Raw genomic sequence first — 16,252 nt, 5'->3', positions numbered from 1 at the left:
GAGCATACCACACTTTAATCGACGTGAGCGGAATTTTGCAACTGAATCATATCATAGTAGTAACCATGCTGTTGCAATAGCTCGTCGTTGGAACCGCGTTCAACGATTTGCCCCTGATTTAAGACCAGGATCAAATCAGCATTTTGAATCGTGGACAAGCGGTGGGCAATCGCAATCGTCGTGCGGTTCTCCTGAATCCGATCCAAACCAGTCTGAATCATCTCTTCGGTCTCAGTATCGACGTTCGCCGTGGCTTCGTCCAAGATTAAAATCTTAGGGTCAGTCACAATCGTCCGCGCAAATGAAATCAATTGCCGCTGTCCTGAAGAATAACTGGCCCCGCGCTCAATGACGCGTGACTGATAATTCTCAGGTAAATCGTTGATGAAGTCATCGGCCTTTACAAACCGTGCCGCTGCTTGAACTTGTTCATCTGAAATCTGATCGTTAAACATTCGGATGTTGGAATTAATATCACCATAAAACATAAACGGTTCTTGCAAGACCAACCCCATCTTCTGTCGCAATTCCTCAGCCGGATACTCACGAATGTCGCGATCATCAATTAAAACTTCTCCTGACTGAAACTCATAAAACCGCATCAAAACATTAATCGTCGACGTTTTTCCACTCCCCGTCTGACCAACTAGTGCCACCGTTTGGCCTGGTTCAGCCACGAATGAAACGTCTTTTAAGACCGGATGCTGGCCGTCATAGGCAAAGGTGACGTGCCGAAATTCAATCTTACCGCGCGTAATCTTAGCCGTAGGATCGGCGTGTTGGGCCGGGGCAATCGTTGGATCATCCATGACCCGTAAAACCCGTGATCCGGCGACGACGCCATCTTGAAAGTCTGACAAATTATCCATCATCGACGTCATCGGATTATAGAAGTTATTCAGGTACGTGATGAACGCGTAAACGACCCCGGCAGCCACATAACCATTGAGTCCACGAACCCCGAAGATTCCCAGAACCATGACCGTCCCTAACGCATAAAACAAGTCGATCAGTGGACTTAATAATAATGAGTTCGTCCGGATCATCGCTTGGCGGGTCTTAAAATAGGCATCATTGGTATGATCAAATTCACCATTGATGCGGTGTTCTTGTCGAAATTGCTGAATAACACTAATTCCAGTAATTGCTTCACTCAACTTGGTATTCAACTCACTGAGCCGTTCCCGCATTCGCCGGTAAACCCGTGAGCTATACCGTTGATAATACCAAATCGTTACAGCCAAAAAAGGCATGAAAACCAATAACCACAAGGCAATCTGCGCATCGGTGAGATACATCGCGACAAACGACGAAATCACCGCAAAAAAGGCGGTAAATAATGTATTAAACAACGCCCAAAAATTGGAAAACGACATCGTATCGTTAGTCAGGCGTGACAAAATTGAGCCACCAGGGACTTGATCAAAGTAGCGCATGCCCATCCGATGCAACTTGGCGAACATTTGTCGGCGGACATTTTCAAGCATATATTCTGCCCCCATCGTACTACTGAAGTTCTGTACGAACTGCATCAACGCGCGCACAACCATGCCGAAGAAATACAGGCCCGCAAAGTACCACATGACCGGTACCGTGGCGTGTCCTGTTTTGAGATAATGATCAATAAAGGTCTGTAATACACGCGGCAGATAGATATTAACCACACTAATCAGACCGGAAAAAACGATGGCCGCAATAAAAAACCATTTGAACGGTTTCGCATACGGCAATAGTCGCCGAATAACCGTGAGTTGTTCCTTAACAGGCATGGAACGTGCCCATACCGATTGACGTGCTGCCATTATTGCACCGCTCCTTCCACTTTGGTCTCCAATTGCTGGCGCGTAAACATCTTCTGATACCACCCGTGTTGCGTCATTAATTGCGCGTGGGTCCCTCGTTCAACAACGTGACCGGCATCCAACACAATGATCTCATCAGCGTTCATCACCGAACTTAACCGGTGGGCCGCGATAATCGTCGTTTTGTCTGCTCGTTCTGCCTTTAGATTAGCTAAAATTTCTGCCTCAGTTTCGGCATCAACCGCGGATAATGCATCATCTAAAATCAGCAATTCAGGATTGATGAGTAAGGCCCGCGCAATGGCTAGTCGTTGGCGTTGCCCTCCAGATAGCGAGATACCTTCCTCACCAACTTGGGTATCGTAACCAGCGGGCATGCTGGCAATCTGACCACTCAAATCACTCTTGGCGGCGACCGCTTCCACAACGGCTTGACTCACAGTCGGATCGGCAAAACGAATATTTTCGCGAATCGTATTCGAGAACAGAAAACTATCTTGGGGCACATAACCAAGAGCTGGTAAGTAACTATCAAGCGCATACTGCTTAATATCGTGACCACCATAAGTAATGTGGCCCTCGTACTGATCAAATTCACGCAAAATCAGTTTCATAATCGTTGATTTACCAGCACCAACCCGCCCGACAATTCCGAGCGTCTGTCCCGCCTTCAAAGTAAAGTCCACGTTACTCAGACTGGTTCCTGCATCGTTGGGATAATTGAACTGCTTGATTTGATACTGAATATCACCATGCGGGCGCTGTTCAATGCCCCGTTTGGCATCAATAATGGCACTTTGCTGATTCAATAATTCCATGACCCGATCATACGAGGCGTTTCCCCGTTCCATCGTGTTGAATAACATCCCGACCGCAAACATCGGCCAGACCATCATTCCCAAATAAGTGACGAACGAGACCAAGTTACCGATTGTGATGACACCATGGGTCACGTACAACCCGCCCAAAATAATTGTGGCGCCGTAAGATAACGCAATAATCATGGTAATCGCGGGATCAAATAGCGAGTCGAGTACGTTGACATGCCGATTGATCTTAATCGTCTGATCAATCTGTTGATTAAAGTCAGCAACATCGGCCTTTTCCTGACCTAACGCTTTGATCACTTTGATTCCACTGATACTCTCCTGCGCCTTATTATTCAGTCGCGAAAAGGCGGCTTGGGAGGCACGAAACGCGACGTGAATTTTTTTACCCAAATACCGTGACACGATCGCTAATAATGGGAAAGGCACCACCGCAATCAGCGTCAGTCGCCAGTCGATTAGTGTCATCATCGCAATCAGCGTTGTCCCACCAGTAATAATGGAATCCGCAAATTGGAGAATGCCACCACCAGCGACCCGTTCAACCGCCGTGAGATCATTGGTCGCATGGGCCATCAAGTCCCCGGTACGGTATTGCTGATAAAACGTCGCATCCATCTTCATAAAATGCCAAAAGAGTCGTTCCCGCAGCGTTCGTTCAAGGCCGGCTGCACCACCCCAGATGGCATTCCGCCATAAATAACGCGCCAGGTACTGACCAACGGCGGCCACACCAATAATAACTAAATAGACCGTCAGCGTGTGCGCCGTCAAGCTGTGCTGATTAATCCCATCAACGACGTCCCCAATAATCCGGGGCGGCACAATGCCGATAATGGCAGTCAAAACTAGTCCAAGCACCCCCGCGAGGTACAACTTCCATTCACGCCGAAAATACCAGCCTAATTTCAAAAATATACTCACAGCGCACCTCCAATAATTTAATTAAAATTTAATTAGACAACTTTTTATAATACCATACCTCGCGCAAACCCCTTAATGATAAGTTCCATCCCGAATGCAAAGTGATTGCACCAGATTGAAAATAAGCTTAAACTGGGGACGTTAGTGGGACGGTCATTACGATCGTCCCTTTCAATCGTAAAAATTCAGATTACTGATTTTTACCACCGACTATTGGGCTTGGTGAGCTGTCCAAAATACGCCAATTATTTTTATAAGGAGTGTTGATTGTGTCCCAACCAAGTACCGTCACTTTAAAAACCAAACTGGCAATCTTATCCGTTGGTTTACTCTCATTTGTCGGGATTCTCGTGGAAACATCGATGAATGTGACGTTCCCCACGCTGATTAAAACAATGAGGGTTTCACTAGATACCGTCCAGTGGCTGACGACCGGTTACCTATTACTGACAACCATTGTCATGAGTACCACGGCCTATGTTCTAAAGCGGTTTAACCCCAAGCCCTTATTCTTATTTGCCGCCCTCGTGTGTCTGCTTGGGGGCCTTCTTTGTTGGTTAGCGCCGAATTTCTCCGTATTATTAACTGGCCGCCTTTTACAGGCCGTAGCCACTGGGATTTCGATTCCACTGATGTTCCAGTTGATTTTCACTTACGTCCCTCGCAATCAACTAGGAACTTATACCGGTTTAGCTAGTGTCATCGTGTCTCTAGCCCCGGCTCTCGGACCAACTTATGGCGGGATTTTAACTAGCGTCTGGTCATGGCGGGCAATTTTCGTTGGTATCGTACCGTTATTGGCATTACTGGCAATCTTAGGGGCGTTCAACATTTCGGGGAAGGCCTTAGGTGTTGGCGATAAAAAATTCGACTATCTGGGCGCAATCCTTTTAGCCATCACCTTCACTAGTCTGTTGTTCACGTTTAACAACGCGGGAACTCACGGCTGGCTGTCGCCGAACTTCGGCCTCTGGTGTCTGTGGAGCATCGTGATGATTGGTGCAATGGTGACGTACGCCATCAAGGGGCGTCGCCAACTGATTGATTATTCAATTCTCAAATTGCCAATCTTGCGACTTCGGCTATTTAATTACTTTGGTTTACAATTCATTAATATCGGGTTGTCGTTCGTTCTGCCACTTTTCGCCCAAACCGTCCTTGGGGCTTCGGCCATGACGGCGGGGCTCATGATGCTTCCCGGCGCAATCGTCGGCGCCATCACTAGGCCAATCGCCGGTCGAATTTACGATAAACAAGGCCCAACGACCTTATTAACATTTAGTGCCATCATGGCGAGCGCCGCCTTACTATTATTCTGGCTGACAACCGATTACTTCACAGTCATCATCATGGCTGTCATTTACGCGCTACTACGCGTCGGCTTTAATACTGGTTTTGGGACTGCGATTTCGGATGGTAGCACCCGCGTCCCTCTGCCTCAAAAATCCGATCAAAACTCGATGTTCAGTATGATGCAACAGTACGCCGGTTCAATCGGGACCAGTATTATGTCCGCTGTAATTGCCGGCTTTGAAATTCATCATTCCACCGTAACTGGAACGATTATGGGAAGCAAGTTGGATTTCTTGCTATTATTCGTGTTGGCAATCGCCATTTTGGTTAGTGTTCTGCATGTTAAACGACTTGAAGCGGGGCAAAACTAGGATTGACTGGTAGCATCGTTAGTCTTGCAAGTGGATTGATTGCTGCATTTTTGGAGATTAATTATTTAAATGCTTTAAATCTACATCGAAAAGGCTCAGGTTTTCTTTGACCTGGGCCTTTTCGCGTACTCTAGCGTCAATAAACACACTATTAAGCAAATTACTATCTCAATGCTTTCTCAAATAGAGTTTCCATATTATGATGACATAATTGAAAGCTAGTGACATTACAAAATAAATAATGGAAATACCCAAAACATTAGCACAGTATTCTGTAAACCAATATTTGTATTGTGTGAGAAAATCATATCCACCATGTAAAACAAAAAAATAAATAACTGATATTCCAAAAACAATCATGCTTTGTTTGAAACTTGATTTAAAAACAGCCATCATATCCTGCTCCCATCTATTGAAACCGGTTTCGTTTTGTCTTATTATACATACGCAATTCAAAAATGTACACTACCGGAATAAGGAGGAAGTTCAATGAATTATACCAGTCAAGCTAACATTCACAAATTTACTTTGGTCATTATTTTATTGAGCAGTATCCTAATATCTACTACCATAACTTTGAAAATTTCTGCCAATACAACATCATCGTCACAACAAGCCATAGATTGTATCGCTCAAGAATTAGCAGATGTATCAAATAGCATTCGGTATGATCCCCAGACTGGATTAGCAACAAACTTAGATGTGAACGCTTTAGTATCAAAATACGGTTCCAATAACCAGAACCAATTGCAGCATATCAACGAGATAATGAAATATGAATACAAGCGAAATTTGCAATTCAACCAAGGCAAGCTAAATAGTATTCAAACTAGAAGTTTTTGGTCCTGTATGAAAAATCAATTATTGGACATGATTGGCTACCAAACTTTCCAAGCATTATTACGCGGAGGCATTCAAGGATTAATCCAAAGAAAGGCGTGGAAGGCAGCGGCTAAATTACTAATCAGATACCTTGGAGATGGCATCGGAGTCGGATTTATCGCCGCACAATTGGCCTGGTACGCGATTAGATGTGCCTAGTTATTCATTAGTTGCGCTCACTCGTAGAAAAAAGTAATGTCTTCGAATTATGGTATCAGTAAAATTAAAATTTAACCCTTTTCGAGAAAAAAACCGCGCCCCCAAGACGCGGTTTTTCGTCTTAGAAGCGCGATAATATGATTACCAGTAATTACTTACCAGCTTTCATCTGAATTTCAGCCTCGGCTGGAACTTGCATATCGTGTTGCTTGAGGAAGACCATGGAAGCCCACAGTAATCCCAGCGACACAATCGTAATTCCTGCTAAGACAACGATTGATGACCAGAAAATACCACTACCCCAACCACCAGTTAAGGCTTGCCGGAACGCTTGAATCGAGTACGTTAATGGCAAATACGGGTGAATAGCGTTGAAGAACTTGTTGGTAATTTCCATTGGGAAGGTCCCACCAGAACCACCAAGTTGTAGCATCAAGATAACCATTGCGACGAACCGTCCTGGGTTATCGAATAGCATCGATAAGAACATGACTAGGAACATTGACGCTAAGGCAATCATGATTGCCGTCAAGTAGTATTCAGGTACACTGATTGGTTTCAAACCAGCAACTAATAACACTGTCGCTTCAATGACCGCCATCGCAAGTGCTACGGGACCACCAACAGCAACTTTACTCCAGAACCATTGTGTTGGCGTGCCGTCGTCATCCGCAATCCGTCGAATTGGATAAGCGAAGTTGAAGACGATTGCCCCAACATACAAAGCCAGTGACAAGACGTAAGGTGCTAACGCATGACCATAGTTTGGCACGTGCGTGTAGTCTTTATAGGACGTCTTAGTTGGCGCCGCCATCATTTTCGCATTCGCGTTCTTTAATGGTGTCGCGTTAACTTGATCCGCACCTTCTTGCAAGGAAGTCGCAAGTGTCTTGTTACCGTTCTTAATCTGCTTTGTCCCGGATAGGAGTTTGGCAGAGTTGTTGTCAAGCTGGGTGGCCCCGTCATTTAATTGACTGACACCACTCGTTAATTGACCGGTACTACCTTGTAAAGTTTGCAAGCCACTGTTTAGTTGCCCCGCACCGGTGTCAAGTTGTTGAACACCACTTACTAAGACTGGTACTTGACCGTTTAACGTTACTAAACCATTTGTGACCTTACTTGAACCAGCAAAGAGTTGTTGAACGCCACTAGCCAGAACTGGTACCTGACCGTTGAGCTGAATTAACCCATTTGTAACCTGACCTGAGCCACCGGTTAACATGCTAATTGCAGAAACTAGCGTTGGCACCTGCACGTTCAATGCTTGATTGCCAGCGGCCACTTGATTTGCCCCGCTGTTCAATGTACTAGAGCTTTTATTTAGTTCCGTGGTTCCATTATTTAGCTGAGCAATAGCACCCACTAAAGTTGGGACCTGACCATTTAACGCGGTTAGTCCACCTTGGATTTTGCCTGCACCACTATTGAGATCAGCAGACTTACTATTGAGCGCAGTCGTTCCTTCTGAAATCTGTCCTAGACCAGAAGACAAGTCTGTGGTCTTACTTGATAAGTTTGAAATCCCAGAGGTTAGTCCTGGTACCGCCTCATCCAATTGAGTTAGCCCAGTAGTCAGTTGACTCGTTCCGGACTGAACCTGCTCAAGACTATCGGTTAATTTTGCAGAACCAGCTTGAAGCTTTTGAATTTGGGCCGCTAATTGATTAACAGAATCAATATACGTATTCACACCACTTTGCAACTTTTCAAAGCTTTGTGCCAAACTAGCATCGACTGTCGTTGCTTTAGAAACTGTTCCCAGTGTTGTCTGAACTTGCTTCATCTTGGCATTCAAGTCCGTAGCTGCTTGTTGTTTAGCAGTACTATCCGAGTTGCCTTTACCAACACTGGACAGTGTGTCTTCAAGCGCTTTAACTTGAGCATCCGTTAAATGTTGTGCATCTTTAATACTTTCAATTTTAGTATTAATTTCAGCACTTACATTGCTAGTATCCGTGGATGCCGTCAAAGTAGCTACATCGTTATTAATCGCACTATTTAGAGCAGAAATATTTGCTGCGTTAGCATTGCCCTTTAAATTTGCAATAAGTGCATCAACATCTTCCAATGTTGACGCCATCGCAGTCATTCCAGACTGTAACGTTGCAATCTGCTTTTTTTCACTATCAGATGTCGCCACGCTATACAAATCTGAGAGTCCAGTCGTTACTGTACTGCTACCACTATGAATTCCTTTTAACGCATTATTGACATCTGTTGCTCCAGATAGCAACTGAGTTGATTGTGCTTCTAAACCACTTGTTGATTCTTTTAATTGATTTGCACCTTGACTAAGCATACCAGCACCATTAGAAGCGGTCTTTAGTTTGCCGTCAATCTTATTAACAGCACTAGTATAATCTGAAACACCAGTCTTCAATGTTGAGGAACCGTCTTTCAGCAGCGGCACAGCCTTTGACAATTCTCCTGTTTGACTATTCAGTTTGCTTAACCCTTGCGAGACAGTGTAAACACCGCCAGTATATTTTACAATTCCTACTTGCAAGGCCTTAGAGCCGTCTGCTAGCTTAACAACGCCAGTTGATAACGTACCAGTCTTACCATTCAATGTCGTCAGACCATTACTTACTTTTGCTGATCCAGTTGCCAACTGACTGACGCCACTAACCAACGCCCCAGTCTTACTATCCAACGTTCCAAGCCCACTAGTAACCTGCCCGGAACCATCTGATAACTGACTAACACCACTGGCTAATGCCCCGGTCTTACTATTCAACGTATCCAGACCGGTCTTCAACGCACTACCACCATCAGCAAGCTTAGCAATCCCAGCAGGTAATTGCTGCACTTTCGTATTCAGCTCAGTCGTCCCGTTCTTCAACGTATGAACACCCGTCGTATACGTCGTCAAGCCATCCTGCAGTTCAACGCCACCATCTTTAAGCTTGGTAGCCCCATCGGCGGCTTTTTGATAGCCCTTACCGGCAGTCCGAATCTGCTTGAAGATTGCTAATGCGTAGGCCTTAGTGACTTGCGCCCGAATACTCTTATTAACTCGTGAAACACCAGTATCGGTAATGACTTTAGCAATATAATTCAACGATTCGTTGGTTTCATAATGCAAGTTCATCTTTTTCGGATTGGTATCCGTCATCGTTGTGGCATTTTTTGAGAAATTGCTAGGAATCGTGACGACCGTGTAATATTTCCGGTCTTTCAATCCCTGCTTGGCTTTTTTAGCCGACACAAAGTGCCAATCTAAATCGTTATTTTTCTTTAAATTCGTCACGACTTGCTTACCAACTGCAAACTTTTCGCCTTGATAGTTCACTGACTTATCTTCATTAACGACAGCCACTGGTAAGTTTTGCGTATCCCCATATGGATCCCACACCGACTTCAAGAAGAAGATGCTGTATAAAAACGGGATCAAAATCATGACTGAAACTGAAATCCATAGTATTTTGCTATGACGAATTGACCGCCATTCGTCGCGTATCATTTTCACAACCTGAAACCTTCCTTCAAATAATTAAACTGTGTGTTGCTCAAGTGAAAACACCGTCGCAAGCGTCCCCTGAATCATCACCTGCGTGCTGGCCGCCTGACCATCACGATGACCGTTATTGAGCCACTGGACAATACTTGTGACGACCCCACTGACTAAGTACGCCGTCAAATCGGGATGCTGCGACTGGCGAATCATCGCAAAAACCCGATCATCCGCCCCCGTCTCGGCGACCGTGACAAAACAGTCATTGATCACTTGTTGAGAACGGGTATTGTCACCCTCATTGTTCGTCACTAATAAATGTCGTAAAACTTGCGTGTGCGCCCCGATAAACGTCGACATAATTGCCGAACCAACCGTATCAGTTCGCTCAGCAGCCAATAGTTCATCTAACGTGTGCATCACCATCTGCCTGAGCAAATCAAATTTATCCGTATAATAACGATAAAAACTACTGCGATGTATAAATGCTTGCTTACAGATCTGCTCAACCGTAATTTGTGAGATTGAACGTTGCTCCAACAATTGGTACATCGCCCGCTGTAAATCCAGCTCCGTACGAATTGAAATTACCATCACCCCGTTTTTTAAATTCTTATATTCGAATAGAAGAATATATTTGCCATAAAAACACCGCTGCATCCCCGTGCAACGATTGCTGGTGTTCATGCAGTTTAGTGCAAGTACGGTTTCAATTCCAAGTCCGCCTTAAGCGTGTGAATCAAATGCTCAACTTGCGTTAGTGGCGCGTCAAACGTCACCCGATAATAGTTACGGGTCCCCTGATGTTCAACTGCGACAAAGTGTCGTTCCTTTAACGTCTTCAATTGATGCGAAACGGCCGGTTGCGAAATATGCATCCGTTCAGTTAATTCACCAACAGTCATGCCCTGCGCGTGTTGCGAAAGTTCGATCATGATTTGTTGACGCCGTTCATCGGCTAAGACTTCAAAGATCGGAATTGTTTCTCGAAATTCTTGCAGTGCTTCTTCACTACTGACCATGCGATTAGCCTCCTATATTCTTATATTCTAATGTTCGAATGTATCAATGATAAAGCTTTTTGAATCCGTTTGCAACACCTAAATCCACTTTGTCGATAAACGCGACAAATTATTATTTTTGTCGCATTTGACGCAAAAAAAAGACGCCTGACCACGCAGTCAGACGTCTCCAAGGGTAATTAGTACTAGCAATCAAAACGATTGATAGCAACGTCCGGTTGGGAGCCGGAGCCGTTGTATGGAAAATCATAGGTGTTTGGGAAGGCCCCATGATCTAAGACATCGCGTTACTTGTTAATAATGACAGAAACATCAGCAAATTAACGGCGGTTAAGTAACTCGAATAACTACAGTATAATCGCTCAGTGAAACTTTGCTAGTCCTACTTTGAACCTTTTGTCGTAAAACAGGACATTTAGATTAAATTGTTGTATGAAAAAACGACGTTTAACAGCCGACCGTGCCCATTATGCTGACCTAGATGACTGTCTTGCCGCTTAATTCAACGCCTTCTTCACATATTTGTAACCATACTTAACCAACTCGCGCTCGACTTGCTTACTAGTGGTCGTCGATTGAGACGAGCGACTCGTACTTGTATTCTGACTACTGCTGACTTTATCAGCCCCAGCAACCTGCATCGTCGAATCCGCTTTCCCACGACCAGTAGCATAGTCGAAGCTAACGCCAGGCTCAACGTTCCAAATATAGACGTTGAAATTGACACTGCCATCGGTTGAGACTGCTTGCGACCAGTAACCACGAGGCATCAATTCGTTGCCACGGAAAACCGTCGTCACACGATAAATGACTTTTTTACCTTGTTCTAACGCCGTACGCACCTGATCTTCATAAATCTGCATCGTTTTTTGATTCGAGTAGGCCGTCTGAGTTGCCAAGTTTTTCGGGTTATCTAAGCTACCATCTTCACCAGCGCGATACTGCCCATTAGACGTCAAGTTAAAGGATAACGTGTAAGCAATCAAGTGCCCGCGATTTTGCGGATAGACCCGCTTACCATTAACGGTAAGCGGTTGATTATGCCAGCCAGTTGGGCTCCACGTTTGCGCCGTCCGTCCTTCAGACCGTCCTAAATTGGCCTTGCTCAAGTAAGCCGTGTCCGTGGTTGTCCGATTCAATGAATCTAAATTACCGTAATCAATCTTAGAATTTTTCCACTGACTCGCTGCCAGCGTACTCTTACCGCTATTAACTTTGATGGCCGCAGCACTGCCCGATTGATAAGTCATTTTTGCCAGTTGTTTGTAAGTTTGTTGCGTATTACCAGTCGTACTGGTCGTTTGATTACGACTGGATTCAGACTGCTGACTAGTCGTCGAACTCGTCGTATCCGTACCAGACGTTAACAAGCTACAACCACCCAACAGCAAGCTCAAACTCAAGAGACCCGCTATGCCAACGCGTCGCATTAATTTCACCATGATTCTCTTCCACCCCGTCTTTTTTAAGTACGGTTCTATCATACCGTACTTTTACAAGGGGAACAAACGTTTTCTTTTAATCTTTTTGTACTTGCCAGTCGTTCCTTAGAATCCCATACTTGACCGAGTCATAATACTGCCCTTGCCAATAACGAACTTGTGGAATCCAGGCCTCCTGCTTTAATCCCACGGCTTCCGCTAACTGCATCATCCGCATATTCCCCGACCACGTTGTCAATCCAATGTGCGGCAAAGTCGTCTCCTCTTGGAATAAGTGGGTCAACCATTTAGTCAACGCGGTGCGCCCAATATGCTCACCCCAATGCTCCTGATTATAGATAATGATGCCTACCTCTAACCAGCGTTTGAGGGAACCATCCACAAAGTGCCAATTAACACTGCCGACAATCACACCATCCCGTGTGATGACCCAGTTACGCGGTCGAATCAACCAATCACGGGGGCCAATAATTGTCTCAAAGTCTGTTTGAGTCGGTAGTTGGTCATGAAAATACGGTCCATTCCAGCGCGTCCACTCCGCATTTGGATCACTAAAACCTAGTTGCCATAGCATCGTTAATTCTGCGCGCTGAAGCGGTCGAATTGTAATTGTTGCCGTCATTTGATCACGCCCTCTCAATTCATAGGTCTACTATATCGAAAAACCACCCTAACAACAATCACATTCGTGGACATATAAACTTACATTAAACGGCCCCTTTTCCAGCGAACCGAAGCTGGCCGTCCTTGACTTTAGCTCACTTAGGGACAACGACAGCTAAAAAAACCACCATTCTGGCTGAAAGAATGGTGGTCATAAGTCTTAAGCGTGTGTTGCAAGCTGTCGCAACAATTTTAGTATAGCTGCTGAAACGCGTTTCAGGTCAAGCACTAAGTTGGCGCCAGGTTGCTTTGGTCAGTAAGTACCGCATGACGTGGATCACTTCACCTTTATCACTGGTAAACGTGTGCAGTTCTCCAGCCGCTTGCATGCCCATCTTAGCCATCACTCGGCCAGAATTAGGGTTGGCACTCGCATAGTGAGCCTCGATGGTCTCATAGTTCAGCGTTTCAAACCCATAATGCATCAAACAATTGCCGGCTTCCGCAACATAACCGTGCCCCCACGCAGCTGGGCTTAAAGCGTACGTCAATTCACCAGTCGCACCACTACCATGAAACTCATAAAACCCAATCAGTTGATGATCACGGCGACGTTCAATGCCAAAAACAGTGGTCGTGTCTGCCAAAAAGTGCGTCGTAAACAGTTGCTCGAACGCGGCCGGACTCTGAACCCGTCGGTAACGTAAATAAGCGACAACCTGCGAATCAAAAAGCATGTCCGCTAACGCATCATGATCCGCCGCTGTCATTGGTCGTAATATCAACCGTTCCGTTTCAAACTGAGTCAAATTGCCATCTCCAAATTATTATTGATTCGTTAATTATAATAATCTACTGGCAAATGTAAATTATTTCGTTCCACTCTCAATGATTTGGCAAAGTCACCTGTGCCAGCATCGCAGTTCCTACCGCTTCAAATCGGGGGTCAGTAATCTGATTAACGTACGTAAATATCCCAGTACTACATTGTAACAGTAACCACTGTGTCACTAATGGTGGTATTTGTAAGTCTGTCCCATAACCAGCCCAAAAAGCTTGAATCAACGTTGCAGATTGTTGAAGATCTTCAAAAAAGAATTTCAAACAGTCCTCGAGGGCGTACCCGTGACGGGCTCGTTCAAAATCAATCAGAACAAGCTGACCATGATGGTAGCGAAAGTTACGAGTACCCATATCCCCATGCAGTGTCATGACTGGTTGCGGTGCTAGTGCGGTTATAATCATCGTCCGGTGGTCGAGAAAGTATGGTAATAAGGACACCAGCGCGTCGTAATGGGGACTAGTCTTTAACCGCTCAACCCGGGCGGCCATCCCATCGAAATCCAGAACCGGCATCAGGTCTGCGGTTGTTGGAAGTTGAATTGCGTGGTGAAATCTGGAGACTACCTGACCCATTTGGTAAACGAGCGCTGGAGTCAAAGTTGTCGGTACAGGAGTTAGTTGCCAATCTCGCAACACCAACACCCACTCGCGACTTGCTAATTGAAAACTGGCTAAGACCCGGTCTGTGAGTTGCGCTGTCACTTGCTGCTCAGTTCTAAATTTACGTTCGTGATTCGGACTGAAAACTTTAACAAAAACTACGGTGTCATAGCGGCGACTATAGCCGGTATACATCTCATTAAATGAAACATGCGCAATCGGAATCAAGTCTGCCTGTAATAACCGTGTTAACGTTTTATGCAGCGTTCTCATTTCGTCCTCCTAAATCCAATTCTCGCAAATTTTAACCACAATAAAAGGGCCGGTAACCAACCGTCCCTTTCTCTGATCGACTTGCAAACCCCAAGCTTGCCATTGTGTATGTGCCTCGTCATGGACCCAGCCCATCCCGAGAGGTATAAATGCTTGTCAAACGTTATGATTCAGCTAACTGAGCTACTTATCACTATCAATAATTGCTTATTAACAATGTCCTGACAAAGTAAATCGATCCGGCTCCCAACCTAAATCCGCTGACAAAGCGTATGTATTGCTTCATAACTTTGTCTTTAGTATAGCGAGCCAGCATTGCGTTTAGATAACACGAAGATTACAAAAATGTTACAACTGGTCTAAACCAACTAAAAGTTAGCCTGGTATTGCTTAATCGTCTCTGGCTACGGACACCCAGTTTATCTTTAACGAACAAAGTCGCCCACTATGGTCTTAACAGTCGGCCTTTATTGAGCTGAAAGCCGTTGATTGACATGTGCTTGAATAACTTGTCGCCGAGAACCGGTCAAGAAATAAATCGTTATGCCAACAAAAATAATGACGGTAGCACCGATTGTTTGCCATTCGAACACATCCGGCTTAACCATTGTCTGGCTACCTGATGCCATCATGCTCAAAATATCAATAGCAGCATGGATCACCATCGGCAGCAAGATACTACCTGAGTATAGGTACGTCGAGGCTAAAAACCAGCCTAGTGTCGCTGCAAAAATGATTTGCTCAACCGTGGCTGACAAGGGTTGGCCCGCAAAAACGTTTGTAATATGCCACATTCCAAATAGGCCACCGCTTAGCCACACTGCCCAGTCGATCTGGTAACGCCGATGCCGAAAAGCTTGTAATAACAAGGTTAAAACGGCAAAACGATACAACCATTCCTCCGCGATTCCCGGTTCTAACCCACTCAAAAACATTTTCCAAGTCGCTGACCGTAGCTGGAAGTCCCAATGTGTGAACGTTGTCGCCCATGAACCACCCGCACTAAAGGCATTCCATAGACTAAAAGCCGTTCCCACCACGATCAGCCCAACCACTAAACTAGTTTGGGCCTGACGATTAAACCGCCACGATGGGCCCGTCAATCCCCATCCCCGCAGTAAGACCCCAACAGCAATCACAAAGCCCAGGGCGCCTAAAATACCAGTATCACTGACCATCTCGAATACTGATGGTGCTTGCAGATTCGGTAAAATCAAAAAAGTCTGCTGCGCACTGACGACACCACTAAAAATAGCCGTAATTAGGACCGCAATCCGGCCAATCACAGATTCGATCGGTTTAGTGACCACCACTGCCACCGGTACGAATGCGACCATTAAATAAGCCATCCCCACAGCAATCAATCCCTGCTCGTCTAACCATGACAGCTGACTTAACCAAGCCACGAGGTTCGCCAGTAAAATCGGCAAGAGTGTGAACTGCAGTACTGTTTGGACATAATAATTAACATGTCGCAAACGCCGCCACTGTGCTTGGTCCTCCTCGGCAGCTGGCCACCAGGCTAACAGTCCCCATATCAGCAACTGCATACCACCAACTGGGAAAAACACACCACCATCAAACGTAAATAGTTGAATAAAGGCCGCGCCAAATAACACGATGAGCTGCCCCATGTACCAGCGTCGTAATAATTGTTCGGTTTCCGGCGTCATAAAAAAAATCCCCCAATCTGATATGCATTAATCATACCAGATTGGGGGACGCTCACACGTGATTTTGTTTAGATTTATCGG

12 protein-coding genes are annotated in these 16,252 nt (G+C 45.3%); 2 read left to right on the top strand and 10 right to left on the bottom strand.

Features of this window, described 5'->3' with window-relative positions; genetic code table 11:
• Positions 1 to 14 precede the first annotated feature (14 nt).
• Both ACWQAU_RS08165 and ACWQAU_RS08160 read right to left on the bottom strand, forming a co-directional pair.
• Positions 15 to 1,802 (bottom strand): ABC transporter ATP-binding protein, encoded by a 1,788-nt coding sequence (locus ACWQAU_RS08165; protein ID WP_003644847.1) that lies wholly within the window; start codon positions 1,800 to 1,802, stop codon positions 15 to 17.
• Entirely contained in the window at positions 1,802 to 3,553 is a 1,752-nt protein-coding gene (locus ACWQAU_RS08160) for an ABC transporter ATP-binding protein (RefSeq protein WP_027821790.1), read from the bottom strand. The genes ACWQAU_RS08165 and ACWQAU_RS08160 overlap by 1 nt, the downstream gene beginning before the upstream one ends.
• Positions 3,554 to 3,822: 269 nt before the next feature.
• Here ACWQAU_RS08160 and ACWQAU_RS08155 point away from each other — a divergent pair, with 269 nt between their 5' ends.
• The gene (locus ACWQAU_RS08155; RefSeq protein ID WP_027821789.1) at positions 3,823 to 5,217 is read left to right on the top strand and encodes an MFS transporter; all 1,395 of its coding nucleotides are present in this window, start codon (positions 3,823 to 3,825) and stop codon (positions 5,215 to 5,217) included.
• A gap of 489 nt (positions 5,218 to 5,706) precedes the next feature.
• On the top strand, positions 5,707 to 6,258 hold the full coding sequence (locus ACWQAU_RS08150; protein ID WP_027821788.1) for a hypothetical protein: 552 nt from the start codon (positions 5,707 to 5,709) through the stop codon (positions 6,256 to 6,258).
• A 151-nt stretch (positions 6,259 to 6,409) separates the two neighbouring features.
• Here ACWQAU_RS08150 and ACWQAU_RS08145 read toward each other — a convergent pair whose 3' ends face one another.
• The 8 genes from ACWQAU_RS08145 to ACWQAU_RS08110 all read right to left on the bottom strand — a co-directional run bounded on the left by ACWQAU_RS08145 (position 6,410) and on the right by ACWQAU_RS08110 (position 16,171).
• Entirely contained in the window at positions 6,410 to 9,730 is a 3,321-nt protein-coding gene (locus ACWQAU_RS08145) for a YhgE/Pip domain-containing protein (protein ID WP_027821787.1), read from the bottom strand.
• Positions 9,731 to 9,754: 24 nt separating this feature from the next.
• Positions 9,755 to 10,309, bottom strand: a complete 555-nt coding sequence (locus ACWQAU_RS08140) for a TetR/AcrR family transcriptional regulator (RefSeq protein WP_003642180.1) — start codon at positions 10,307 to 10,309, stop codon at positions 9,755 to 9,757.
• Between the two features lie 98 nt (positions 10,310 to 10,407).
• Positions 10,408 to 10,737 carry an ArsR/SmtB family transcription factor gene (locus ACWQAU_RS08135; RefSeq protein WP_003642181.1) on the bottom strand — a complete coding sequence of 110 codons (330 nt, stop codon included), beginning with the start codon at positions 10,735 to 10,737 and terminating at the stop codon, positions 10,408 to 10,410.
• Between the two features lie 497 nt (positions 10,738 to 11,234).
• Entirely contained in the window at positions 11,235 to 12,179 is a 945-nt protein-coding gene (locus ACWQAU_RS08130) for a DNA/RNA non-specific endonuclease (protein ID WP_027821786.1), read from the bottom strand.
• A 76-nt stretch (positions 12,180 to 12,255) separates the two neighbouring features.
• On the bottom strand, positions 12,256 to 12,801 hold the full coding sequence (locus ACWQAU_RS08125; RefSeq protein ID WP_011101965.1) for a GNAT family N-acetyltransferase: 546 nt from the start codon (positions 12,799 to 12,801) through the stop codon (positions 12,256 to 12,258).
• A gap of 262 nt (positions 12,802 to 13,063) precedes the next feature.
• A complete protein-coding gene (locus tag ACWQAU_RS08120; RefSeq protein WP_021356584.1) occupies positions 13,064 to 13,591 on the bottom strand; it encodes a GNAT family N-acetyltransferase in 528 nt (175 codons plus the stop codon).
• 76 nt (positions 13,592 to 13,667) lie between these two features.
• On the bottom strand, positions 13,668 to 14,498 hold the full coding sequence (locus ACWQAU_RS08115) for a phosphotransferase (protein WP_015825877.1): 831 nt from the start codon (positions 14,496 to 14,498) through the stop codon (positions 13,668 to 13,670).
• Between the two features lie 467 nt (positions 14,499 to 14,965).
• On the bottom strand, positions 14,966 to 16,171 hold the full coding sequence (locus ACWQAU_RS08110) for a CPBP family intramembrane glutamic endopeptidase (RefSeq protein ID WP_027821785.1): 1,206 nt from the start codon (positions 16,169 to 16,171) through the stop codon (positions 14,966 to 14,968).
• Positions 16,172 to 16,252 lie beyond the last annotated feature (81 nt).

The sequence above is a fragment of the Lactiplantibacillus sp. 3062 genome (genome assembly GCF_055413545.1).
The sequence above is the reverse complement of the archived record's forward strand: the minus strand, read 5'-3'. Positions and strand labels throughout refer to the sequence as shown.

Excerpts from the sequence above, each read along its gene's own strand:
- ACWQAU_RS08140 (WP_003642180.1), bottom strand. The coding sequence starts at position 10,309 with ATGGTAATTTCAATTCGTACGGAGCTGGATTTACAGCGGGCGATGTAC.
- ACWQAU_RS08130 (WP_027821786.1), bottom strand. The coding sequence starts at position 12,179 with ATGGTGAAATTAATGCGACGCGTTGGCATAGCGGGTCTCTTGAGTTTG.
- ACWQAU_RS08165 (WP_003644847.1), bottom strand. The coding sequence starts at position 1,802 with ATGGCAGCACGTCAATCGGTATGGGCACGTTCCATGCCTGTTAAGGAA.
- ACWQAU_RS08125 (WP_011101965.1), bottom strand. The coding sequence starts at position 12,801 with ATGACGGCAACAATTACAATTCGACCGCTTCAGCGCGCAGAATTAACG.
- ACWQAU_RS08110 (WP_027821785.1), bottom strand. The coding sequence starts at position 16,171 with ATGACGCCGGAAACCGAACAATTATTACGACGCTGGTACATGGGGCAG.
- ACWQAU_RS08150 (WP_027821788.1), top strand. The coding sequence starts at position 5,707 with ATGAATTATACCAGTCAAGCTAACATTCACAAATTTACTTTGGTCATT.
- ACWQAU_RS08135 (WP_003642181.1), bottom strand. The coding sequence starts at position 10,737 with ATGGTCAGTAGTGAAGAAGCACTGCAAGAATTTCGAGAAACAATTCCG.
- ACWQAU_RS08115 (WP_015825877.1), bottom strand. The coding sequence starts at position 14,498 with ATGAGAACGCTGCATAAAACGTTAACACGGTTATTACAGGCAGACTTG.